This window comes from Microbacterium sp. 2RAF4, assembly GCF_052115285.1.
GTDB classification, from domain to species: Bacteria; Actinomycetota; Actinomycetes; order Actinomycetales; family Microbacteriaceae; genus Microbacterium; species Microbacterium oxydans.
This window is the reverse complement of sequence record NZ_JBFRGI010000005.1, coordinates 84,828-106,688: the sequence shown is the minus strand read 5'-3', so window position 1 is coordinate 106,688 and position 21,861 is coordinate 84,828. Positions and strand designations below refer to the sequence as shown.

At 70.3% G+C, this 21,861-nt stretch carries 20 protein-coding genes; 12 read left to right on the top strand and 8 right to left on the bottom strand.

The annotated features are described in order from the left end of the window. The first annotated feature begins 17 nt into the window (after positions 1-17). The 7 genes from AB4070_RS17485 to deoD all read left to right on the top strand — a co-directional run bounded on the left by AB4070_RS17485 (position 18) and on the right by deoD (position 4,883). Positions 18-659, top strand: a complete 642-nt coding sequence (locus tag AB4070_RS17485) for a hypothetical protein (protein ID WP_441981218.1) — start codon at positions 18-20, stop codon at positions 657-659. A 44-nt stretch (positions 660-703) separates the two neighbouring features. After that, positions 704-1,741: an FUSC family protein gene (locus tag AB4070_RS17480; RefSeq protein ID WP_441981217.1), complete on the top strand. Its 1,038-nt coding sequence runs from the start codon at positions 704-706 to the stop codon at positions 1,739-1,741. 83 nt (positions 1,742-1,824) lie between these two features. Next, complete coding sequence (locus tag AB4070_RS17475; protein WP_441981216.1) at positions 1,825-2,493, top strand: DNA alkylation repair protein; 669 nt, start codon at positions 1,825-1,827, stop codon at positions 2,491-2,493. Between the two features lie 153 nt (positions 2,494-2,646). Further along, complete coding sequence (locus AB4070_RS17470; protein WP_282847504.1) at positions 2,647-3,018, top strand: hypothetical protein; 372 nt, start codon at positions 2,647-2,649, stop codon at positions 3,016-3,018. Continuing rightward, the gene (locus AB4070_RS17465; RefSeq protein ID WP_441981215.1) at positions 3,015-3,638 is read left to right on the top strand and encodes a GTP-binding protein; all 624 of its coding nucleotides are present in this window, start codon (positions 3,015-3,017) and stop codon (positions 3,636-3,638) included. Before AB4070_RS17470 ends, AB4070_RS17465 begins: the two co-directional genes overlap by 4 nt. Further along, positions 3,635-4,153, top strand: coding sequence for a hypothetical protein (locus AB4070_RS17460; RefSeq protein ID WP_441981214.1), 519 nt, complete (start codon positions 3,635-3,637; stop codon positions 4,151-4,153). Before AB4070_RS17465 ends, AB4070_RS17460 begins: the two co-directional genes overlap by 4 nt. Before the next feature lie 19 nt (positions 4,154-4,172). Continuing rightward, positions 4,173-4,883: a purine-nucleoside phosphorylase gene (gene deoD / locus AB4070_RS17455; RefSeq protein ID WP_441981213.1), complete on the top strand. Its 711-nt coding sequence runs from the start codon at positions 4,173-4,175 to the stop codon at positions 4,881-4,883. Here the strand turns inward: deoD and putP are convergent. Further along, the gene (gene putP / locus AB4070_RS17450) at positions 4,880-6,391 is read right to left on the bottom strand and encodes a sodium/proline symporter PutP (protein WP_441981212.1); all 1,512 of its coding nucleotides are present in this window, start codon (positions 6,389-6,391) and stop codon (positions 4,880-4,882) included. The genes deoD and putP overlap by 4 nt on opposite strands. Positions 6,392-6,559: 168 nt before the next feature. Between putP and AB4070_RS17445 the strand changes: the two genes are divergently transcribed. After that, complete coding sequence (locus AB4070_RS17445) at positions 6,560-9,109, top strand: DEAD/DEAH box helicase (RefSeq protein WP_441981211.1); 2,550 nt, start codon at positions 6,560-6,562, stop codon at positions 9,107-9,109. Here the strand turns inward: AB4070_RS17445 and AB4070_RS17440 are convergent. The 7 genes from AB4070_RS17440 to amiA all read right to left on the bottom strand — a co-directional run bounded on the left by AB4070_RS17440 (position 9,087) and on the right by amiA (position 16,840). Further along, positions 9,087-10,781 carry an ATP-binding cassette domain-containing protein gene (locus AB4070_RS17440; protein ID WP_441981210.1) on the bottom strand — a complete coding sequence of 565 codons (1,695 nt, stop codon included), beginning with the start codon at positions 10,779-10,781 and terminating at the stop codon, positions 9,087-9,089. The two genes, AB4070_RS17445 and AB4070_RS17440, sit on opposite strands and share 23 nt — an antisense overlap. Further along, a complete protein-coding gene (locus AB4070_RS17435; RefSeq protein ID WP_441981209.1) occupies positions 10,778-12,421 on the bottom strand; it encodes an ATP-binding cassette domain-containing protein in 1,644 nt (547 codons plus the stop codon). Before AB4070_RS17435 ends, AB4070_RS17440 begins: the two co-directional genes overlap by 4 nt. Beyond that, on the bottom strand, positions 12,418-13,422 hold the full coding sequence (locus AB4070_RS17430) for a hypothetical protein (RefSeq protein ID WP_441981208.1): 1,005 nt from the start codon (positions 13,420-13,422) through the stop codon (positions 12,418-12,420). The genes AB4070_RS17435 and AB4070_RS17430 overlap by 4 nt, the downstream gene beginning before the upstream one ends. A 38-nt stretch (positions 13,423-13,460) precedes the next feature. Then, complete coding sequence (locus AB4070_RS17425; protein WP_441981207.1) at positions 13,461-14,864, bottom strand: YcaO-like family protein; 1,404 nt, start codon at positions 14,862-14,864, stop codon at positions 13,461-13,463. Next, positions 14,861-15,850: a CocE/NonD family hydrolase gene (locus tag AB4070_RS17420; protein ID WP_441981206.1), complete on the bottom strand. Its 990-nt coding sequence runs from the start codon at positions 15,848-15,850 to the stop codon at positions 14,861-14,863. Before AB4070_RS17420 ends, AB4070_RS17425 begins: the two co-directional genes overlap by 4 nt. Further along, on the bottom strand, positions 15,847-16,656 hold the full coding sequence (locus tag AB4070_RS17415; RefSeq protein ID WP_441981205.1) for a hypothetical protein: 810 nt from the start codon (positions 16,654-16,656) through the stop codon (positions 15,847-15,849). The genes AB4070_RS17420 and AB4070_RS17415 overlap by 4 nt, the downstream gene beginning before the upstream one ends. Positions 16,657-16,741: 85 nt before the next feature. Continuing rightward, on the bottom strand, positions 16,742-16,840 hold the full coding sequence (amiA, locus tag AB4070_RS17410; RefSeq protein WP_017831216.1) for a streptamidine family RiPP: 99 nt from the start codon (positions 16,838-16,840) through the stop codon (positions 16,742-16,744). Between the two features lie 110 nt (positions 16,841-16,950). Here amiA and AB4070_RS17405 point away from each other — a divergent pair, with 110 nt between their 5' ends. The 4 genes from AB4070_RS17405 to AB4070_RS17390 are packed head-to-tail and all read left to right on the top strand — an operon-like array spanning position 16,951 to position 21,861. Then, positions 16,951-18,153 carry a hypothetical protein gene (locus AB4070_RS17405; RefSeq protein WP_441981204.1) on the top strand — a complete coding sequence of 401 codons (1,203 nt, stop codon included), beginning with the start codon at positions 16,951-16,953 and terminating at the stop codon, positions 18,151-18,153. Then, positions 18,150-19,940, top strand: coding sequence for a prolyl oligopeptidase family serine peptidase (locus tag AB4070_RS17400; protein WP_441981203.1), 1,791 nt, complete (start codon positions 18,150-18,152; stop codon positions 19,938-19,940). Before AB4070_RS17405 ends, AB4070_RS17400 begins: the two co-directional genes overlap by 4 nt. Next, positions 19,937-21,082 carry a FecCD family ABC transporter permease gene (locus AB4070_RS17395; RefSeq protein WP_441981202.1) on the top strand — a complete coding sequence of 382 codons (1,146 nt, stop codon included), beginning with the start codon at positions 19,937-19,939 and terminating at the stop codon, positions 21,080-21,082. Before AB4070_RS17400 ends, AB4070_RS17395 begins: the two co-directional genes overlap by 4 nt. Further along, positions 21,079-21,861: an ABC transporter ATP-binding protein gene (locus AB4070_RS17390; protein ID WP_441981201.1), complete on the top strand. Its 783-nt coding sequence runs from the start codon at positions 21,079-21,081 to the stop codon at positions 21,859-21,861. The genes AB4070_RS17395 and AB4070_RS17390 overlap by 4 nt, the downstream gene beginning before the upstream one ends.

Genomic DNA, 21,861 nt, shown 5'->3' with positions numbered 1-21,861 from the left:
CCTTCGAGGAGACCCCCATGCGCACGACACCATCCCGATCCACGTCTGCCCTCCTGCTCACCCTCGCACTGCTGGCGGGGAGCATGAGTCTCTCCGGCTGCACCGAACCGACCCCACCGGCCGCATCGAACGCGCCGAGCGCGACACCGACCCCGGGGTTCGACCCGGACGCCACCCTGTGGACCCTCACCTCCACCGGAGAACAGCTGCCGCTCGACGACGCGGATGTGCAGGCCGTGCAGCAGGTCGTGGCTCTGCACTCCGGGGCCTCGGACAACCGCTCGCCTGCCAGCGTGGCCGACTCTATCGTCGCGGAAGAGGCGTTCTTCACGCCGCTCTTCGTCACCAAGCTGTCAGACACCGGGTACCGTGACGCCCTGGTGGCGATGTATGTCGACAACGACCTGACGATCGAGCAGACCGGCGTCGCGTGGACTCCATCGAGCATCGACGAGAGCCGCGCCAAGGCGACGGTCGGGTTCGAGTCCCTGTTCCGGATCGTCACCGCCACCGAGGGATACCTCCACGAGCTCGGCGCCGAGGCGGGGGCGGAGTTCGCACAGCCGCGCGAGTACACGCTGACCAAAGTCGACGGCGAATGGCTCATCGACGACATCGCGAAAGGGCCTCTGCGCTCGACATCTCAGCCGGCTCCGTAGCGGCGCACCCCGACGCGCCGACCCGCACGACTACCGTTGAGGTCATGCGCATCCCCGCCGCGATCCGTGCCTCACAGCGCTCCCCGCTACTGCAGGTCGTGAAGTCGGCCGCCGCGACGATCGCCGCATGGCTCATCGCCGGATGGGTGTTCCCCGCGCAACTGCCCGTCTTCGCCGCGATCGCCGCCCTCCTGGTGGTGCAGCCCAGCGTGAACCAATCGCTGTCGAAGGCGCTCGAGCGCAGCATCGGGGTGATCGCCGGCGTCGTGATCGCCGTCGCCCTGGGGCTGCTGCTGGGTTCGCCGAGCTGGATCGTGCTGCTCGCGATCGTCGTCGCGATGCTGGTGGCGTGGATCTTCCGCGCCTCTCCGGGCACCGGAAACCAGGTCGCGATCTCCGCGATGCTCGTGCTGGCGCTGGGGTCGTCCAGCCCCGAGTACGCATTCGCCCGCATCGTGGAGACGCTGATCGGCGTGGTGATCGGCATCGTCGTGAACGCACTCATCGTGCCACCGGTGCTGGTCGCGCCCGCCCGCCGGGACGTGGGGCTCCTCGGCCTCGAACTCGCCGCGAGCCTGGATCGCCTGGCCGACGCACTGCCCGAACCGCAGACGCCCGCGAAGCTGCAGGAGCTGATGCTGGAGGTGCGGCTGCTGCGCCCGATGAAGGAGGCTGCAGAAGCATCGATCGCCGCCGGAGAGGAGTCGCTCACGCTGAACCCGCGGCGCTCGACCCACCGCGCCGACCTGCGCGAGATGCGGGCGCTGCTCGATCGCCTCTCCCCCATCGTGACGCAGACGATCGGCATGACCCGCGCCTACTTCGACCACTACGACGACGAGATCGGCGAGGAGCCCGCGGTCACCGCGATCGCCGAGCAGCTGCGGCGAGCCGGGCACGACGTCCGCCTCGCCGTGCAGGTCGCCGATGCCTCGCCGGAGCCCGACACCATGACGTCGGCGATCCCCGCCCTCACCGCTCCCCTCGTGATCCGTCCGCCGTCATCGCAGCACTGGATCCTGATCGGGTCGCTCATGGAAGACCTCCGTCGCATCCGCGGCGAGCTGGTCGACGAGGACTGACCCGTCTTCGAATCACGCAACCGGGGGTCTCCGGCGCCGGAATCGAACCGTTCGCGCGATTCGAAGCGGCCTACGCTGGAGACATGTCAGACATGACCGTGGGGGAAGCGCTCGGGGAACTGGCCGCGCTGGAAGACCCGAAGGTGCGCGCAGCCAACGAGAAGCGCGGTGACGACCACGGCATCAACCTCAGCCGAATGCGTGCCCTGGCGAAGCGCATCAAGACGGATCAGCCCCTCGCTGAAGATCTGTGGGCCACGGGCGAGACGCCTGCGCGGCTGCTCGCCCTCCTGATCTGTCGCCCCAGGGACTACAGCGCCGACCAGCTCGACGCCATGCTGCGCGAGACCCGCGCACCCAAGGTCAACGACTGGTTCGTCAACTACGTCGCCAAGAAGACTCCGCTCGCCGAGGAGCTGCGGCTGCGCTGGTTCGACGACCCCGACCCGACCGTCGCCGCCGCCGCGTGGTCGCTCACGACCGTGCGCGTGATGAAGGACCCCGAGGGGTTGGAGCTTTCGCACCTGCTCGACCTGATCGAGCGGGATCTGGCGACGGCGCCTTCACGCCTGCAATGGGCCATGAACGAGACCCTCGCGAACATCGGCATCTTCCACCCCGAGCATCGCGCCAGAGCCCGAGAGATCGGCGAGCGCCTGCAGGTACTCGCCGACTACCCGACCGCCCCCGGCTGCACCTCGCCGTTCGCTCCGCTCTGGATCGACGAGATCGTGCGCCGCCGCGAGGGCTGAGCCGCACCGGGCGATCACTCCTCGCCAGGCGTGTCCGGTCGCTGTCGCTCAGCACAGTCGGTAACGTTATACACTTTATCCGTTCGTCTGCGCACTGGGGGTGCCCGCACGGTGCGGTCACCTGCGCGACGACGGAACTGGGGATGCATCATCATGGCCACGCAAGATCAACTGAACGCACTCATCGCCGACATCGCGAACGACATCAACGGGTTCATCGGCGCCTCCGTGGTGGACGTCGAATCGGGCCTGCCGCTCGCCTCGAATTCGGTCCGCCCGGACTTCGACCTCGATGTCGCCAGCGCGTACAACAGCGAGATGGTGAAGAACAAGCGGAAGACGATCGAGGCGCTCCGCCTCGAGGCCACGCTCGAAGACATGCTGCTGACGCTCGACACGCAGCTCCACCTTCTCAAGATGATCGACGACGACACGTTCATCTACCTCGCCGCCGACCGCCAGGCGACGAACATCGCCCTGCTCCGGTCCGCCGTGAACCGCCACGTGGCGGCCTTGAACGCTTGATCGGCTCCGAAGCCTCGACCGTCGATACCGCCGCACAACCGGCGGCCAGACGGGTGCGCCGACGACGACGGAACCTGCCGACGAGGTTCCGTCTCGTCTTCGCGGGGCCGGTCGGTGCCGGGAAGACCACGGCGGTCCGGGCGTTGAGCGATGTCGTCACCGTGGATACCGACGTCCCGATCTCGGCGGGCTCAGCCGAGTACGGCGATGCGGACAAGACGACGACAACGGTGGGGCTCGACTACGGCACGTGGAAGCCCACGGACGAGATCTCGGTCGCGCTCATCGGGGTTCCCGGCCAGGACCGCTTCGCCCATGCCCGGCAGAGCGTCTCCTCCTCCGACACCCGCATGCTGCTGTGGTTGCGTGCAGACCGCGGGAGCATCACTGCGGACGCCGCCGAGTGGCTGGCGCGACTCGCCGGCGACCACGAGCAGACGGTGATCGCCGTCACCCACGTGGCCGACGAAGCCCTCGACGAGGTGCGCCGCGCGCTCGGCGAGAGCCTCGAACGGCATCGGATACCCCTCACTCGCGTGCTCGCCGCCGACGCGCGCGACCGCGAGAGCGTGATGCGGGTGGCGTGCGCAGCCCTCGACCTCCCGGGAGGAGAGTCATGAACGTCCCCATCCGATCGGACGATTCCGCGTCGACCGGTGAGTCCGGCCCGACGCAGGACGGCACGCTCATGCATCCGGATCTGGCCGCGAACTGGGCGCTCTGGGCGGGCGTCGTCAGTCAGGCCGCACTCACTCGGCTGCGTCATCTCGAGGAGCGCTTCCCCGAACTGACCACGGCAGTGCTGTCCACCGCCGACGGTCTGCACATCGCGTCGGTCGGAGCGCTCGGTGAGACCGGAGACCGCCTTGCCGCCATGAACGGCTCGCTGTTCGCGGTCGCCAGGGCCGAGGCCGAGATCATCTCCCGGGGCACGGAGCCGAGCCTCTCCGCCGTCGTCTCGGTGTCGATCGGGCAGAGCCAGCTGTCACTGCTCAGCTTCATCCTCGCACCGTACGGTCAGCTGCTCCTCTCGGTGTCCGCGAAGGGGGTGCAGGTGGGCACCGTGATCGTGCAGGCCCGCTCGGCCGCATACGAGCTCATCACCGCGCTGGGGCTCGCGGGCGCTCCCGGGTGAGGCTGACTACGCTGAGGCCATGAGCACGCACATCGCCGCAGAGCCCGGCCAGATCGCCCCCATCGTCCTGTTCCCGGGCGATCCGCTGCGTGCGAAGTGGATCGCCGAGACCTTCCTCGACGATGCCGAGCTCTACTCCGAGACACGCGGCATGCTCGGCTTCACCGGCACCTGGGAGGGGCATCGCGTCTCCGTGCAGGGCTCGGGCATGGGGCAGCCCTCGATGGCGATCTATGCGAACGAGCTCTTCGACGCCTATGACGTGCAGACGATCGTCAGGGTCGGTTCCTGCGGAGCGCTGACGGAGCGGGTCAAGATCCGCAACATCATCATCGCGAACGGCGCCAGCACCGATTCCGGCATCAACCGCGTGCGCTTCCACGGGCTCGACTATGCGCCCGTGGCCGACTTCTCGCTGCTGCGTGCCGCTGTCGAGGCGAGTGAGGCCGAATCGCTCGAGTCGACGGTGCACGTGGGGCAGCTGTTCTCGAGCGACCAGTTCTACAGCACCCGCCCCGAGCTCACGGAGCCGTTCGTGCAGCACGGCATCCTCGGCGTCGAGATGGAGGCCGCTGGTCTCTACACCCTCGCGGCGTACTACGGTCGACGCGCCCTCGCCATCTGCACGGTCAGCGATCACATCATCACGGGCGAGGAGACCACGGCACAGGAGCGCGAGCAGACGTTCGGCGACATGATCCGCATCGCGCTGCGCGCCGCGACCCGCTAGGGGGTGTCGCCGACCGCGTGCGGACGGGGCAGAGCCACCATCGCACCGGTGTCCGTGAACTCCTGCTGGATCTCCTCGTCGTGCGTGTAGGTGAGAAGGCTGACCACGACCGCGGCGACCGTGGCGAGCACGAACGCGGGAAGAAGCTCGTAGAGCCCGGTGTCGAGCGCCTTCCAGATGAACACCGTCGCGGCTCCGACGAACATCCCCGCCAGAGCACCCCAGTTGGTGAGTCGACGCCAGTAGAGGCTGAGCAGGATGACCGGCCCGAACGCGGCACCGAAGCCGGCCCACGCGAACGAGACGAGGCCGAGGATCGTGTCGTTCGGGGTGATCGCCAGGACCGCTGCGACGATCGCGACACCCAACACCCCGAGCCGCCCCATCAGCATGAGCGTCTTCTGCGAGGGCGGCGTCCGCCGGAACACCCCGTACAGGTCCTCGACGAGCGCCGAGGAGCAGACGATCAGCTGACTGGAGATCGTGCTCATGATCGCGGCGAGCACCGCCGCCAGCACGAGACCCGCGACGAACGGATGCAGCAGCGTCTGCGACATCAGCAGCACGACCGTCTCGGGGTTCGCCAGGTCGACGCCCGTCTTGGCGATGTAGGCGATGCCGACGAGGCCGGAGAGCACCGCACCTCCGAGGGAGACGATCATCCAGGAGATGCCGATGCGTCGGGCGCTCTTCGCCTCCTGCGGCGAGCGCAGTGCCATGAACCTGACGATGATGTGCGGCTGCCCGAAGTACCCGAGTCCCCACGCGAGGGAGGACACGATGGCGAGTATCGTGCCGCCGGTGAGCGCAGTGCCCGAGAGCAGGGACAGATGGTCGGGCGCGACCTCGTTGATCAGCTCCCCCGTCTCGGCCAGCCCTCCGATCGCCACGATCGCAGCGACCGGGATCACCACGAGGGCCACCACCATCATGAGACCCTGCACCACGTCGGTCAGCGATGCGCCGAGGAACCCTCCGAAGAGCGTGTACGCGAGGGTGACGCCCGTGACCAGGAGCATGCCGGTCAGGTAGTCGCCGTCGAACGAGCTCTCGAAGAAGACCCCGCCGGCGACCATGCCCGAGGAGATGTACAGCGTGAAGAAGATGAGGATGACGATTCCGGAGACCACACGCAGGAGTCGCGTCGTGTCACGCAGCCGGTTCTCGAAGAAGCTCGGCACCGTGATCGAGTTCCGGGAGACCTGCGTGTACGCCCGAAGCCTCGGGGCGACGAGCAGCCAGTTCAGGTAGGCACCGATCGTGAGGCCGACCGCGATCCAGGCCTCGATGAGTCCCGAGACGTAGATGGCGCCGGGGAGTCCCATCACCAGCCAGCCGGACATGTCTGAGGCTCCCGCGCTGAGGGCGGCCACCCACGGCGGGAGGTTCCGTCCGCCGAGCATGTAGTCCTCATGGTCGCCGGTCCGCCGGAAGGCGATCCAGCCGATGAGCAGCATCCCGGCGAAGTACAGCGCGAGTGCGGCGAAAGTGAAGATCTGGTCGGGCATCGTCGTCCCCCCTGGGCGTGCAGCCTCCGGTTGTCGTCGTTCGATGATGCCAAGCGCGGCCCCGAGCATCCCGAGGCGCCTCGGCGCGGCGTGACTTCGGCGCGGTCAGCAGGATCTAACCTCGCGCCGCATCAGACACTCATCGGCGGATGGGATGATCGAGGGATCATGACTACCCCGCCGCGGCTCGACCCCGCCCTCGTTCCGGACGCCGCGGACCCGGACGCCGTCTACCTGGCGTTCGTCGAATGGGCGGAATCGACGGGCATCAGCCTGTATCCCGCGCAGGACGAGGCGATCATCGAGATCGTGTCCGGCAACAACCTGATCCTGTCGACGCCGACCGGCACCGGGAAGTCGCTGGTGGCGATCGGAGCGCACTTCAGTGCACTCGTGGCGGGACGCCGCAGCTATTACACGGCACCGATCAAGGCGCTCGTGAGCGAGAAGTTCTTCTCCCTGGTCGACGTGTTCGGTGCCGAGAACGTGGGCATGGTCACGGGAGACTCTGCGGTGAACGCCGACGCCCCCATCATCTGCTGCACGGCGGAGATCCTCGCGAATCTCTCCCTGCGCCAGGGCACCGACGCCGACGTCGGGCAGGTCGTGATGGACGAGTTCCACTTCTACGCCGACCCCGACCGCGGATGGGCGTGGCAGGTGCCGCTGCTCGAGCTGCCGCAGGCGCAGTTCATCCTGATGTCGGCGACCCTGGGCGATGTGACCGAGCTCGCCGCCGACCTCACGCGTCGCACCGGCCGCGAGACGGCGACCGTGACGGGGGTGGAGCGCCCCGTCCCCCTGCACTTCTTCTACGAGACGACTCCGATCCACGAGACGATCGACGACCTGCTGAACACCGGGCAGGCGCCGATCTACGTCGTGCACTTCTCGCAGGCCGCAGCGATGGAACGTGCCCAGGCACTGTCGAGCACCAAGGTCGCCACCCGCGAGCAGCGGGACGAGATCGCCGCCCTGATCGCCGAGTTCCGGTTCACGACCGCGTTCGGGAAGACGCTCTCGCGGTTCCTGCGTGCAGGCATCGGCGTGCACCACGCGGGCATGCTGCCGAAGTATCGACGCCTCGTCGAGCAGCTGGCGCAGCGCGGTCTGCTGCGCGTGATCTGCGGCACCGACACTCTCGGCGTCGGGATCAACGTGCCGATCCGCACGGTGCTGCTCACGGCGCTCACCAAGTTCGACGGCACGCGGATGCGGCAGTTGAACGCCCGCGAGTTCCATCAGATCGCCGGCCGCGCTGGTCGTGCGGGCTACGACACCGCCGGCACGGTGGTCGCGCAGGCTCCCGAGCACGAGAGCGAGAACGTCGCGGCGGTGAAGAAGGCCGGCGACGACCCGAAGAAGAAGCGCAAGATCGTGCGCAAGAAGGCACCCGACGGCTTCGTGTCATGGGGCGAGCCCTCGTTCCGCAAGCTCATCGACGCCGTGCCGGAGACCCTGACCTCCCACATGCAGATCACGAGCGCCATGATGCTCAACGTGATCGCCCGCGGCGGCGACGTGTTCGCCAATATGCGTGCACTGGTATACGACAACCACGAACCGCGGAGGCGTCAGCGCGAGCTCGCACTCCGGGCCATCGGCATCTACCGCACCCTCCGCGAATCGGGCATCGTCGAGAAGACGCCGGACGGCGACATCCGCCTCACGGTCGATCTGCAGCCGAACTTCGCACTCAACCAGCCGCTCTCGCCGTTCGCCCTCGCCGCCTTCGAACTGCTCGACCCCGACGCGTCGACGAGTTCAGCGGCCCAGGGGGTCGGGACGGGCTCGTACGCGCTCGACATGATCTCGATCGTGGAGTCGACCCTCGATGATCCCCGCGCCGTGCTGAGCCAGCAGGAGTTCCTGGCACGCGGCGAGGCGGTCGCGGCCATGAAGTCCGAGGGGATCGAGTACGACGAGCGCATGGAGCTGCTCGAGCAGATCACGTACCCGAAGCCGCTCGACGAGCTGCTGACCGCGGCCTTCGAGACGTTCAGCGCGGCTCAGCCCTGGATCCGCGACTTCGAGCTACACCCCAAGTCGGTCGTGCGCGACATGTACGAGCGGGCCATGTCGTTCGGGGAATATGTCGCCTACTACAAGATCGCGCGCTCCGAGGGCGTCGTGCTGCGCTACCTCTCCGACGCCTACCGTGCGGCCTCGCAGACCATCCCGGAGGAACTCAAGGACGAAGACCTCCGCGACCTCATCGAGTGGCTCGGCGAACTCGTCCGCCAGGTCGACTCCAGCCTGCTCGATGAGTGGGAAGAGCTGATCGCCGGCGTCGACAACGGACGCTTCGACCCGCATCGACCTGACGAGCCGATCGTGCCTCCCGCACCCAAGCGCCTCACGAGCAACATCCGCGCCTTCCGCATCCTGGTGCGCAACGAACTGTTCCGCCGGGTGCAGCTCGCCGCGAGAGAAGACGTGAACGCGCTGGCCGAGCTCGATCCGGGGTTCGGCGCCGACGCATGGTCGGACGCGCTCGACGGATACTTCGCCGACCACGACGACATCCTCACGGGAGCGGACGCGCGCAGCTCGAAGCTGCTGATCCTCACCGAGGGCCCGACCGTCTGGACCGCACGGCAGATCTTCGACGACCCGGCCGGCGACCACGACTGGGGCATCTCCGCGACGATCGACCTCGCCGACTCCGACGAGGCGGGCGAGGCAGTCGTCACCATCACTGGAGTGGACCGGCTGTAGGCGCAGACCCGACCCCTGCCCCCACCCGCTCCACACCGACGACCCTGCCGAACCTCCCCAGCGTCTCGCGCCGGTGCGAGGCTGCGATCACGGTCCCGTCGAACCGTTCGAGCACGTCGGAGATGATGCGCTCGGACTCGGCGTCCAGGCTCGCCGTGATCTCGTCGACGATGAGTACCCGCGGCGCACGACACAGCGCCCGTGCCAGGGCCAGCCGAGCCCGCTGACCTCCGGACAGCCGGGCGCCGTGCTCGCCGAGTTCATCGTCGAGGGTGATCCAGTCATCGGCCCCCACCGCTGTGAGGGCGTCGCACAACTGCTCATCGGTGCGGGGGTCGGCTCCGCGCACCAGGTTCTCTCGGACCGTGCCGTGGAAGAGGCGTGCGTCCTGCTCCACCACCGCCACGACACGGCGCAGCTCGTCGTCGCGGATGCGGCCGAGTGGATAGACGGCGCCTGTCGCGTCGACGAGCGCGACGGTGCCGGCTGAGGGGTCCCACAGGCGGGCCGCGAGTGCGATGACCGTGCTCTTGCCTGCTCCGGACGGCCCGGCGAGACCGACGTGCTCCCCCGGATCGACCTCCATCGACCACCCTCCGAGCACGTCGGTCCTGTCGTCGTAGGAGAACGACACCTTCTCGAAGCGCATCCCTACGGGGCCGTCGGGCAGCGAGATCGGGCGCTCGACCGGCGCCACGACCGGAGGACGGTGCAGGCCCGCCCCCACACGGTCGGCGCTCGCGATCAGCGGGTGCAGCTCCGACACCGTATGGGCGGCCTCTGCCACCGCCGCCACCCCGGCGACGGCGAGTGCGATCACCGCGGGAAGCAGCGCGGCCTGAGCGCCGCCCACCGTGCCGCCCACCGTGCCGCCGAGGGTCAGAGACGCCGCGATCACGCCGATCACCACGGCGGTGAGGATCAGTTCGCGCGTGCCGTCGACGAGATGGGCGATGGCCTCCCTTCGACGAGTGAGCGCCACCGACCTCCGGGTGCCGGCGACGGCCTCGCGCACGACGCGGCCCTGCAGTCCGTAGGCGAGAACCTCCCGCACGGCGCCGAGAGCATCGACCAGTCGCTCCGACTGATCCTCCCGCTCCTGCTGCTCGCGCGCCCCGACCCGGCGCGCCGGACCCGCTCCCGCCCAGGCGGTGAGCGCGACGGCGGCCGCTCCACCGAGCATCACGAGGGCCGCCACGGGCATCACGACGAACGCGCAGACCACGGCTCCGAGGAACAGGGTGAGTGCGGCTCCGATCTGCGCCACCGTGTGCGCGTAGAAGAACTCCAGCTTCTCGATGTCGGTCATCGCCACGGAGGCCGCGCGGCCCGAGTGCTCCCGCCGCCGCCCGGGAACGCTCCGGGAGTAGGCGTCGAAGAGAGCCATCCGCAGCCGCGCCAGCACCCGGTACGCGAGGGCGTGCGACACGTCCATCTCCCGCCAGGTGAGGAAGGTGCGCAACAGCACGAGGGTGCCGAGCGCCACCCACCAGACGACCGGAGGCCAGGTGCCGTGCACGACGGCGCCGCCCACGCCGAGTGCGGTGAGCACCCCGATGGTGGCGAGGGCGCACAGACTCGTGGTGGCGATCAGGTAGCTGCCCATGATGCGACGCCATTCCGGTCGCAGCGGCGGAAGGAGCCGGGCGAGGATCGCCCCTGACGAGGTCACGGAACCTCCCCCACGAGCACCCCGTCACGGAGCACCCGCACGTCGGCCACGCGGGCGAGCGCCTCGGGGCGGTGGCTGATCATGAGCACGATCCTCTCTTCGGCGACGCGTTCGAGCGTCTCGGCGACGGTCAGGGCGCTGCGGTCGTCGAGGGCGCTGGTCGGCTCGTCGACGAGCAGCACGGGACGACCGGCCAGCAGCGCCCTGGCGAGGGCGAGGCGTTGGCGTTGTCCTCCCGACAGACTCGTCCCGGCCTCCGCCACCATCGCCTCGAAGCCGCCGGGGATGGCCCTGATCTCGTCGAGCACACCCGCCGCGGCACAGGCGCGTTCGACGTCCTCCCGATCCGCACCGAACAGATCGATGTTCTCCCTGATGGTGCCGGCGAAGAGGACAGGCCGCTGCGAGACGACCGCCACATCGCTCGGCTGGAGCGGACGCCCGTCGAGCTCGACCGTTCCGGCTGCCGCGGGCAGGAATCCGAGGACCAGGTCGAAGAGCGTGGATTTGCCTGCGCCCGAAGGCCCGGCGATCGCGTGGACCTCTCCGCGTTCGGCGAGGAGATCGACACCGCGGAGGACGTCGCGATCGGCACCGGGGTAGCGGTAGGAGAGGCCGGAGATGCGGAGCATCCGGCCCCGGGGAAGTGCGTGCGTGTCGGGCTCCCCCCGCGTCGGTGCGAGAGGGGGCGTGCGACGGAACGCCCCGAGGGTCGCGAGCCCTGGAACGGCGGTGAGGCCGAGGAAACCGGCGTGCCAGTGTCGGGAGAGCTCGCGCACCGGACGGAACGCCTCGGAGGAGAGCAGCAGCAGCGCGTAGACCTCGACGGCCGGCGGCTCACCGGTCAGGACCGCGACGACCGCGAGCCCCGCGGCGACCACCACGCCGGCCTGCACGGCGAAGTCTGTGATGGCCGTCTCCGCGAGCGACGTGCGCATCACGCGTTCGGTGGCCAGGCGCAGTGCCTCCGACCTCGTGTGCAGGCGCGCCCGCGTGGCGGGGACGTCTCCCAGTGCACGCAACGTCGACATGCCGCGAAGGGACTCGAGAAGGTCGCCGCTGAGAGCCTCGTAGCTGTCCCAGTGCTCGAAGCCCCGACGGGCGAGCATGCGCTTCCACAGCAGCGGACCGAGCACCGCGAGCAGGATCCCCGCCGCGACGCACACCGCGATCAGCGGGGACAGCACCGCCACGAGGCACACCGCGATCAGGCTGCCGACGACGAGCTGCACCATGGCGGGGATGTACTTCGACACATAGGCGTCCGTACCGTCGATCCCGTCGCCGAGTGCGAGCTGGGTCGAGCCGTCCCTGAGACCGGCGTCGTGCAGCCTCTGCGGCACGAGGACCGCGGAGACGGCCGCGCCCCGAAGGTCTTCTCTGACCCTCCCGCCGAGGCGCGCGGCGGCATCTCCCTGCACGATCGTCAGCAGCATGCGCGTCACCCCGATCACCAGGATCACCCCGATGCCGACGACTGCGCCCTGCCCATGACCGCGCACGAGAGCTGCGAGCGACCACGCGAGAGCCAGCGCCTGCAGCAGGTGCGTCGCATACACGAGGAGAAGGAGGAACGTGGTCCCAGCCAGGAGCCAGGGGTGCCGTCGCGCTTCGCGCCACAGCTCGGGGACGATCATCATCGTGAGCCTCCGGGAGAGTCGAGGAAGGCGACCGCGTGGAGGATCCATCGCCCTCCGGTCGAGGAGAAGCCGGACACCGGGCGAGCGCCACAGCCTCCGCCCAGCGCCGCGCGGTAGCAGAGACCGGCCGCGGTGAGATGGGCGTTCCAGAGCGCGGTGCCGATGACCGGCGCCGGAGCCGTGGTCGGCGCGGACCAGGAGCGGACGGTGCTCGCGCCCCGCACCCAGGCCTGCCCGGACGCGCGCGCGAGGCGCTCGATCTCGCCGCGCGGCGTCAGGCGTTCTCGCGCGGGGGTCCGGGCGATGAATGCGGACGTGGACGGCGAACGTCTGGCACCGAGAGCACGACGTGCCGCGTCGATCGGCACCGGGGCGTGCGGAAGCTCGACCGCGGCGAGCGGGATCTCGGGGGCGAGTCCCCGCCGGAGCCAGCTGTCGACGTCGGAAGCGCGGGGCACGCCGAGCAGTCCGCGCAGTCGGGCCGAGGGTCCGAATTGCCCCCGCCCCGCCCTCGCACCCAGCAGGAAGCGCACCGCGGCGACTGCGTAGGCGGTGTCCGCGATCCAGAGCGGCCAGGCCCGATGCCGGTAGCGGCCGAAGGATCGACCCGGCTGGACCGTGAACACCACCCGCGCGATGCCGTCCCCCGGGGTGGTCGAGGGCCATCCGTCCGCGCGATCGGCACGGGGATCTCGACGGAGGAGGACGCCTCCGTCGTGGTCGACCGCCCAACGCACACCGACCGCGTCGACGAGGTGCGTCTGCACCGGGTAGCACGCCCCCGCCGAGGGCACAGGGCGACGGTGGATGCACGTGGCCGTGCCGTCCTCCGCCCGATGGAACTCCCCGGGGTGCCACAGTCCGTCGACGAGCTCGCGCACACCGACAGGGGGATCGTCCGCCACGGCGCCGGTCCGCTCCCAGGCGTTCACCCTCGGCCCGGGCGGCAGCGGACCGGACGGCACCCGCGACGAGTGCACCTGGTCGAGCGGTGTGGACACGCCACGCTCTTCCCGCAAGCTCTGCGCCATGGTCAGCCTCACATGTGCGGGGCCGGGAGGAGCGTGAAGTCCTCCGGTCCGCCGCTCCAGGTCGTCCGCCAGCCGCGCTCCTGCGCCGCCTCTCGGAACCGGGGCATGCCGAGGTACGAGAACGCAGCCGGTGCGTTGGGGACGAGCCCCGTCACGATCGAGCGCACCACGCGCAGGTCAGTGCGCCGCACGTCGGAGGTCGTGAGGTCGCGCGTGAGCACGCGGTGGCCGCGATCAGCGAGGCGCGCATAGACCTCGTCCATCGTCACGGGTTCCACTGCGCTCAACGGGAGTACACCCTGCACGGGCGCCTGGAACCGGCGCGTCTCGCCGTGCACGGTCGGGTCCAGCCAGACCTGCACGTGCGCGCCGAGGTCGATCACCTTCTCGAACTCGGCTCCGGCCGCGGTCGTGTAGTCGGCGTCCGCACGAAACTCGAGGGTGAGGCCCTTGGCCATCAATCCCTCGGCGACGGCCCGGAACACCCACCCGTCCGCCGTCGTGCAGCCCTGCGTGTATATCCAGGTGTGCACGGCTTCCAGCACGGCCTTCCGTGCGGCGCGTGCAGGATCGAGTGCGGCCGAGAACCCCGCGGCGTAGAGGCCGCGCTCCGGATCGTGCACGAGAGCGCCGATCGCCGGGGCGAACTCCGAGGGCATCGCCACCAGCCACACACGCAGGCTGCTTCCGCGCAGATCGTCGAGCAGACCGGGGACCGTCGCAGGGTCGATGCCGAACGTCGGCCCATCGAGGTGCCACCACACCTCGAGCGCATCCCGTTCGATCACCTCGATCACCCCTCGATCGCGCGCATCGTCGAAGCCCGCTCCCGTGGCGATGCCCGCGTAGTTGAGGTGATGCGTGCGGGGCAGAGAGCGGAAGCGGGATTGTCGCCAGTTCAGGTGCACGAGGGAATCCGGCATCCACACCGAGCCTCCGTCGAGATCGTCGCAGCGCGCCCACAGCGTCGGCGTGGACTCCTCCAGCCGCTGATAGGGGAAGCCCGCACGGGAGAGCTGCCAATCGGCGAAGCGCGGAAGATCCGCGTCGTCGATGACGGCCTCTCCGTCGGCGCGCAGTTCTTCCGCCGAGGCGACGCGGAGGTCGTGCCGCGGCAGCACATCGGGCAGCCAATTGCCGCAGTACCGCTCCACGCCTTCGCCGATGGCCGCGATGCGCGCCTGGGCGGGGTCGCCGAACGAGGTGCCGAGCGAGACCCGGTCGGCGGGCCATTCGCCCAGCAGGCGGGCGTCGGCCACCGATGCGGTGAGAGCCAGATACCGGTGCGGTGCGCCGATCGGATGCGGAACCTCGCGCACGGAGCGGATGATGCCGGCCTCCGCGTCGACGAGCGCCTCGGCAGGCAGGGTCGCTCGTTCGGTGCGGTGATTCGGGGTGTCGTGCGCGTTCATGCTGTCCTCTCGTAGCGCCAGCGACCGGTCTCGGGCTCGAAGGCCGACCTGGTGCGGCGGGTCGCATGCCGACCGACGTCTGCGGGCTCGGATGCCGACGCTGTTCCCGCCGACGGCAGACCGGTCTCGGTGAGCCAGGCGTCCAGCACGCCGCCGATGCCGCCCGCCCTGCGCAGCCGGGAGCGGACGTCGTCATCGTCGATGTCGGCGGCGAGCCGGTGGCCCCAGGGCCCGTCGACCAGGTGCAGCGGCCCACGCCAGGCGTCGGCGAGCCGGCCCGCATCCGCGAAGAAGAAGTCGTGGTCGCCGCGGATGAGCAGCAGGGGTACGCGGAGGTCGCCGTAGGCGCGGTGCAGATCGACGGCGGGCGCTGACCACAGGCGACGCCAGCCGGAGAGCACCTCTCGCGACCACCCCCATTCCGCAGCGGCCCGGTGCACGCCGACCTCGGTTGCCCGCGCCACCCTGGCCTCGAGCTCCTCATCGCTCAGCGGGGGAAGGGAACGCGCCCCACGACCGTGCTGGTGCCACCACCCGATCCGGTCGCGCAGGTGTGGTCGCCCGTTCGCGTCCCACGCGGTCTCGGCGAGCCCGAGCGCCGGCACGAGGAGCACGAGTGCATCGACGTCGACCGACCTCGCCGTCTCGAGCGCGGTGTGGGCGGCATACGACCCGCCGGAGAGCAGGAGCGGTAGCCCGGGGCTCTCGGCCCTGACAGCATCGACCACCGCGCGGCCGTCTGCACGCTCGGAGAGGTAGGGATGCCATTCGCCGTCGGACGAGTGCCTGCCGCGCACGTCGTGGATCACGCAGCGGTACCCGCGCCTCACCCACGCCCGCGCGGTGTCGGCGTGCCGCCAGGCCCCGTAGGGAGTGCGGATGACCACCACGCCTCGCGTCTCTGCGGGCGACCAGGCCCATCCGCGCAGCAGGGCGCCGTCATCGGCGACGACGACATGGGGACGGGCATCGCGCGGCGGGGTCATCGGGGCAGCCTCGGCGGTGCCGCGGGGAAGGGGAGCACCGTGTGCTCGGTGACCGATCCGGTCGACGGCACCAGCTTCCACAGGGTCGTGCGCAGGTGGTCGAGGTCGGCGTCGGCTCGCGCCCAGGTGAGGATCACGTACAGCAGCCGGGCGAGCACGAGCACCGACGCCGCGTCGTCGACCGGGGTGGCCGCGGCCGGACCGGACTTCTGCCATGCCTCGGTCGAAGCCGGCGCGCTGCTCGCGGCCAGCCGTCGCGCTGATACCTGGGCCGAGGTCGGGTCGTGCTCGTCGAGCGCGAGCGGATCGATCAGGATGCTCTCGCCCTCGCGGTGCACACGCAGCCAGGCGACACCCCGCAGGGGAAGCATGTCGAGGTCGGACCACCGACGGCGGCCGAGCGCGTCGTCGGCGTAGGCGACGACGAGGGAGGTGTCATCGGGCAGCGCGGACTCCGGATCGAGGACGGTGACCCGCGCACCCCAGGACTGGAGGACACGTTCGAGCCCGTCGACCAGCGCGCCTGCTCCCAGCACACAGACGTCGCGGCGCTCGTCCGGCCAGCGTCGGAGCGCGTCCACGGACTCGCGCTCCTGCACCTCGAGCATCAGGCGGTCGAGGAGCGCGGAGGCCGCACCGTTCGAACCACCGCCGGGAGCGCCGAGGGCGTCGAACAGCTCGGCGGGTGGCGCGTCGATCAGGGCGAATCGTCCGGTGCGCAGGCGGATCCGGGGGCGACCGTCGGCGCCGAGGACGAGATGGGCTCCCGAGTCGGGGAGCGGCAGGACGCGGGGTTCGGAAGTCATGGAGTCTCTCGGGGAAGGGCCCGGCCGGGCGCGAACACCCGGCCGGACTGGAGTGCGCTCGAAAGCGCGGCGGAAGGATCCGCGATCAGTCGAAGGGGTTCTCGACCAGTGCGTTGGAGTGCGATGCCGACAGGTGCGCCAGCTGCTCGGACTCTTCGATCTCGGCGAGGATCTGCTTTTCCATTTCGTTCTCCTTCAGTGAGTTTCCGACCCGCGGTGTGCGGGACGGGTCCACGGTGGGACGAGATCGACCCTAATTGATAATGATTCTCAATATCTACTAGTCTGGCGAACATGCCTTCCTCCCTCCCCCTCCTCGCCGCTGATCACCGGGCCGGGACCGTCTTCGAGATCCATGACGACTCCCGGCGTGTCGTGGTGGCCGACAGCTGGCTCGCCGAGCACGCCGGATTCCTCCGCCTGCCCTCCGGTGCGAACGACCGCTGGGCGTTCGCCGACGACCGCGGCGGCGCTCTAGTCGTCGGCGGCGGCACCGTACGACGCATCCCGATCGCCATCCCCGCCGAGCACCTCGCCTGCGACCCGTCTGGTCGTCACGTGGTCGTCACCTCCGGCCTGGGCATGAACGACGAAGCCTGGAGCGACCTGGTGACCGTCGTGGATCTCGCAACCGACTCGTCCACGCGGTTCCGCGCCCGCGTCGGCGAACCCGGGGTCGTCGTGGCTCCCGACCAGGCCTCAGGCGAACCGACGATCGTGCTCCGCCACCGCGAACCGGGAGCCGTCGAGACGATCCCCCTTGCCGCAGCGTTCGCGGTCGGCCCCCACGCGCCTGTCCTCCGCGGACGCCTTCTCACCGACTTCGCCGCAGACGGCCACGGCGACGTGATCGACCCCGTCTCCGGCATCATCGGCATCGCGACGAGCCGCGGCCTCGAGCGCTTCGTGGTCGACGGCGGTGCACCTCGGGCAATCGGCATCATCCCCTGGCCCGTCGACGGACGGGCGTACTACCTGCGTCTCGCCCCTGACACCGGACGGGCGACGGGGATCGTGCGCGGCGGGCCTGCCTCCCCGGGATCGTGGCCGGAATGGACGAACACCTTCGTCGAGATCGACCTCGCATCCGGATCCTCCCGTGCTGTGCCGCTGCCGCCGGGGCTCGCGTTCCGGTTCGCACTGGCTGCGGGCGTTGCGGCCGTCTCCGTCATCCACCCCGACGGAGACGCGGTGCTCGTGATCGATCGCGAGGAGGCGCGTGTGTCCCGGGCCGTGCCGATCCCGGCGATGACACATCCCCCTCGCGCCGGTCGGCTGCCGTGGGACGGCGTCGGCGGCCGCCCCGCGCAGCGCCGGTCCATCGCGATCGACCCCGTCGGCGGCACGATCGCGGTCACCAGCGGTGGCGACGGCACGATCCTCCTCCTCGACGGAACCGAGATCTCGACGGTCGAGCTCCCCACCCCGCTCGACGAGGGCGGGCATCTGCTCTGGGCGTCCGAGGACGACAACGTCGACGACCTGGTGGGCCGATGAACGCGCATCGGGCCGTGCTCGACGACGCCCTCTCCCGCGCCGAGCGCCATGGTCGGCCGGGGCTCCCGGTCGGTGGCTTCACCCTGGGGAGGGCCGCCGACCGCACCCGCCGCGGCATCCATCGCCTCGACGGCTCGACCGTGATCGAGCCGGATGGCCACCTGCACCGGATCTTCCCCTCCCCCGACCGTCGCCTCATCGCGGTGGAATGGGCGCCCACCGCCGATGAGAACGCCGTCCTCGGCCTCGTCGACGTCGCCGCCGGCACGCTGCGTCTCCACCCCGACATCCGCCTGCGCTACGACGCCGTGCTCTGGGCGACCGATTCGCGGAGCCTCGACGTGGTCGCCAGCCGCGACCGCCGGCTCGTGACCCTCGACGTGGAGACGGGCGAGACACGGGTGGCTCCCCTGGCGAACGAGGGCCGGCTGCGACTGTTCCCCGGAGGAGAGAGCGGCCTGCGCGCCCTCAGCTTCGCCGGTACGGGAACCACTCTGACCGACCGGGCGACGGCGACGCCGCTGGGTCGGTGGTCTGCGCTGTTCCGGGCCGGGCCCCTCGATACCGGGGTGCTCGTATGGCACGACCGGGGTCTGGATGCCGTGCGGATCGACGCCGCAGCCGATGCGGCAGATGACGGCGCACTCTGGCGCTGGCACGACCCCGATGTGCGGATCGTCGACGTCGCGGTGCTGGACGATCGGGTGGTCGTGCTCGCCGTCGCGGAAGGGCGGAGCGTGCTCATCGACCTCGACGACGGCATCGAGGTCGGCCGCACGGAACCGGCCTTCTCCGACGCGGACGTGCTCACCACGACGATGCTCGGCGTCGACGACGGCGTGCTGCATCTGGGCGTCGAAGGCCCTCTCACGCCACCCCGGATCGTCGAGCGCGCACAGCTCGGGACCACGATGGTGCCGCCTGCCGCGTACTCCCGCGCGACCACCGTGCGCTACGACATCCCGGCCGGCGACGGCGCGACCCTCACGGTGCACGTGACGTCGCCGAGCACCGTGGCGGGGATCACAGGGGCGGGGATCACGGGCGCGGGGACGACGGGCCCGCTGCCGCTGATCCTGACCTGCTACGGCGGCTTCGGCGTGCCGCATCTGCCCGTGTTCGAACCGACCGTGCCCGCATGGGTCGAGTGCGGAGGTGCCTACGCCTCTGCACAGCTCCGCGGCGGGGGCGAGCGCGGTGAGGCCTGGCGCGCAGCAGGACACGGCGAGCGCAAGCACCGCACGGTCGCGGACCTCGCCGACGTCGCCCGCGGCCTGATCGCGGCCGGTGTCACCCGCCCCGATCTGCTCGTCCTCGCCGGCGCCTCGCTGGGCGGGGTCGTCGCCGCCGCGTGCGCGCTCGAGCATCCGGAGCTGTGCGCGGGGTTCGTGACCACAGCCGCTCCGCTCGATCTGCTCGCCCTCGAGGATCATCCGCTCGGGGCGGGCTGGCGCGCAGAGTTCGGCGACGACGGCACACCTGGATCCCGCGCCCGGCTCGGCGCGCTGTCTCCGCTCGCGCGCGCCGAGTCCCTTCCGATCGGTGCGCCGGTCCCCTCCTACCTGGGAGTGGTGCTCGGCGAAGACACCAGGGTCCTCGCCCGCGACACGCACCGGATGGTCGAGTCGCTGCGTCGAGCGGGCGGCTCGGCTCGCTCGTGGACGGCAGCGGGGGCGGGCCACGGCGCGAACGAGTCCGTCGCCCTGCACGCCCTCGGCCTCGCGGTGCTCGAGTTCGCGGCCACGACGACCATCGCGTCAGGCAGCACGACCGGAGGCATCCGGTGAGTGATTCGACGGCCACCCTCACCGAACCACGCGCCCGACGTCTGCCCTTCCGGCGGCAGTCGAGCCAGGAGGGCGCACTGCGCCGCAGCGGAGGTCGACGGGTGCTTCCTGTCGGCCCGACCGTGACGACGATCGCCGTGCTCGCCGTTCTCGTCCTCGTGGTCTCCGCCGCCACCGGCCCCGTCGGCGTCTCCCCCCTCGATGCCGCCAAGATCGTGATCGGCCACCTGATCCCCGGCATGCCCTGGATGACGGACGGCACACTCACCCCGCTGCAGGACCAGGCCGTGTGGCAGTTCCGGGTGCCCAGGTCGCTCCTGGCCGCACTCTCGGGAGCGGGATTGGCTCTCGCCGGAGCGATGATGCAGGCCGTCGTGCGCAATCCCCTCGCCGAGCCGTACATCCTCGGCGTCTCCTCAGGCGCGAGCGTCGGCGCCGTGCTGGTGATCGTCTCGGGCGGTGCCACCTTCCTCGGGCTGACGATGAGCGGTGCGGCGTTCGTGGGGGCGATGGTCGCCTGTCTCCTCGTGGCCATGCTCGCGCGCATCCGCGGAGAACTGTCCCCGACGAGGATGATCCTCGCCGGCGTCGCGCTCGGCGCCCTGCTGAGCGCGGTCACCAGCTACCTCACCCTCACCACCGACGCCCAGAACGTCGTGAGCGTGATGTTCTTCCTCCTCGGCAGCGTGTCGGCCGCCGACATGTCGACGCTCTTGATCCCTGCGGTCGCCCTCGCTATCGCCTGCATCGCGGTGTTCGGGCTCTCCCGCTCCATGAACGCGCTGCTCGCGGGCGACGAGTCCGCACTGGCCGTCGGGGTGCGCACGACCCGGGTGCGCGGCGTGCTGCTCGTGCTCGCCTCGCTGCTGACCGGAGCGATCGTCGCCGTGAGCGGCGGCATCGGATTCGTCGGGCTCGTCGTGCCGCACATGGCCCGGCTCCTCGTCGGCTCCGACCATCGGCGGATGCTGCCGATCACGATCCTCGGCGGCGCTCTGTTCCTGATGGTCGCCGATCTGCTCGCGCGGACGGTCGCGATGCCCACCGAGATCCCGCTCGGCATCCTCACCGCCTTCGTCGGGGCTCCGTTCTTCCTGTGGTTGATGCGCAGCGGAGGCGATCGGGCGGGGTTCGACCGATGAGCGTGCACTTCGACGGGGTCAGCGTCGCCCGCGGTGGCCGTACCGTGCTGCACGGGGTCGACCTCGAGGTCGGTACAGGCCGCATCGTGGGGCTCCTCGGCCCGAACGGCAGCGGCAAGTCCACCCTGCTGCGCACCCTGTTCACGGGTCAGCGTCCGCAGCGGGGGCGTGTCCTGATCGACGGGCTCGACGTCTCGCAGCTGCCGCCGCGTACGCTCGCGCGCACCGTGTCCGTCATGCTCCAGGACGCCCCGTCCGAGTTCGATCTGACCGTGCGGGAGACGGTGCTGGTCGGCCGCTCACCCCATCGTCCACCGTTCAGCCGGGACACCCCGGAGGATCAGCGCATCGTCGACCAGGCGCTGCGCACCGCGGACGTGCACGATCTCGGCGACCGGCTGGTGCGTCGACTCTCGGGCGGTCAGCGCCAGCGGGTGATGCTCGCCAGAGCCCTCGCGCAGAGCGGCGAGATCCTCGTGCTGGACGAACCGACGAACCACCTCGACATCGCGCATCAGCTCGATCTCATGCGTGTGGTGAGCGGACTCGGCACGACCGTGATCGCCGCCCTCCACGACCTCAACATCGCCGCCGCGTTCTGCGATGACGTCGCGGTGATCGACGAGGGCAGGATCGTCGCCTTCGGCGCTCCGGACACCGTGCTCACCCCCGCGCTCGTCGACGAGGTCTTCCATGTGACCGCCCGCATCGCCGTCGAGGTCGACACGGGAGCACGCGCGATGACGTTCCACCCCAGACAGCCCCAGCCCCTCACCTAG

What these genes read in the sequence shown, in the direction of transcription:
- AB4070_RS17470 (WP_282847504.1), top strand. Translation starts at nt 2,647, where the DNA reads ATGGCCACGCAAGATCAACTGAACGCACTCATCGCCGACATCGCGAAC.
- AB4070_RS17480 (WP_441981217.1), top strand. Translation starts at nt 704, where the DNA reads ATGCGCATCCCCGCCGCGATCCGTGCCTCACAGCGCTCCCCGCTACTG.
- AB4070_RS17485 (WP_441981218.1), top strand. Translation starts at nt 18, where the DNA reads ATGCGCACGACACCATCCCGATCCACGTCTGCCCTCCTGCTCACCCTC.
- AB4070_RS17405 (WP_441981204.1), top strand. Translation starts at nt 16,951, where the DNA reads ATGCCTTCCTCCCTCCCCCTCCTCGCCGCTGATCACCGGGCCGGGACC.
- AB4070_RS17415 (WP_441981205.1), bottom strand. Translation starts at nt 16,656, where the DNA reads ATGACTTCCGAACCCCGCGTCCTGCCGCTCCCCGACTCGGGAGCCCAT.
- AB4070_RS17460 (WP_441981214.1), top strand. Translation starts at nt 3,635, where the DNA reads ATGAACGTCCCCATCCGATCGGACGATTCCGCGTCGACCGGTGAGTCC.
- AB4070_RS17420 (WP_441981206.1), bottom strand. Translation starts at nt 15,850, where the DNA reads ATGACCCCGCCGCGCGATGCCCGTCCCCATGTCGTCGTCGCCGATGAC.
- deoD (WP_441981213.1), top strand. Translation starts at nt 4,173, where the DNA reads ATGAGCACGCACATCGCCGCAGAGCCCGGCCAGATCGCCCCCATCGTC.
- AB4070_RS17445 (WP_441981211.1), top strand. Translation starts at nt 6,560, where the DNA reads ATGACTACCCCGCCGCGGCTCGACCCCGCCCTCGTTCCGGACGCCGCG.
- AB4070_RS17390 (WP_441981201.1), top strand. Translation starts at nt 21,079, where the DNA reads ATGAGCGTGCACTTCGACGGGGTCAGCGTCGCCCGCGGTGGCCGTACC.
- AB4070_RS17435 (WP_441981209.1), bottom strand. Translation starts at nt 12,421, where the DNA reads ATGATGATCGTCCCCGAGCTGTGGCGCGAAGCGCGACGGCACCCCTGG.
- putP (WP_441981212.1), bottom strand. Translation starts at nt 6,391, where the DNA reads ATGCCCGACCAGATCTTCACTTTCGCCGCACTCGCGCTGTACTTCGCC.
- AB4070_RS17475 (WP_441981216.1), top strand. Translation starts at nt 1,825, where the DNA reads ATGTCAGACATGACCGTGGGGGAAGCGCTCGGGGAACTGGCCGCGCTG.
- AB4070_RS17400 (WP_441981203.1), top strand. Translation starts at nt 18,150, where the DNA reads ATGAACGCGCATCGGGCCGTGCTCGACGACGCCCTCTCCCGCGCCGAG.
- amiA (WP_017831216.1), bottom strand. Translation starts at nt 16,840, where the DNA reads ATGGAAAAGCAGATCCTCGCCGAGATCGAAGAGTCCGAGCAGCTGGCG.
- AB4070_RS17425 (WP_441981207.1), bottom strand. Translation starts at nt 14,864, where the DNA reads ATGAACGCGCACGACACCCCGAATCACCGCACCGAACGAGCGACCCTG.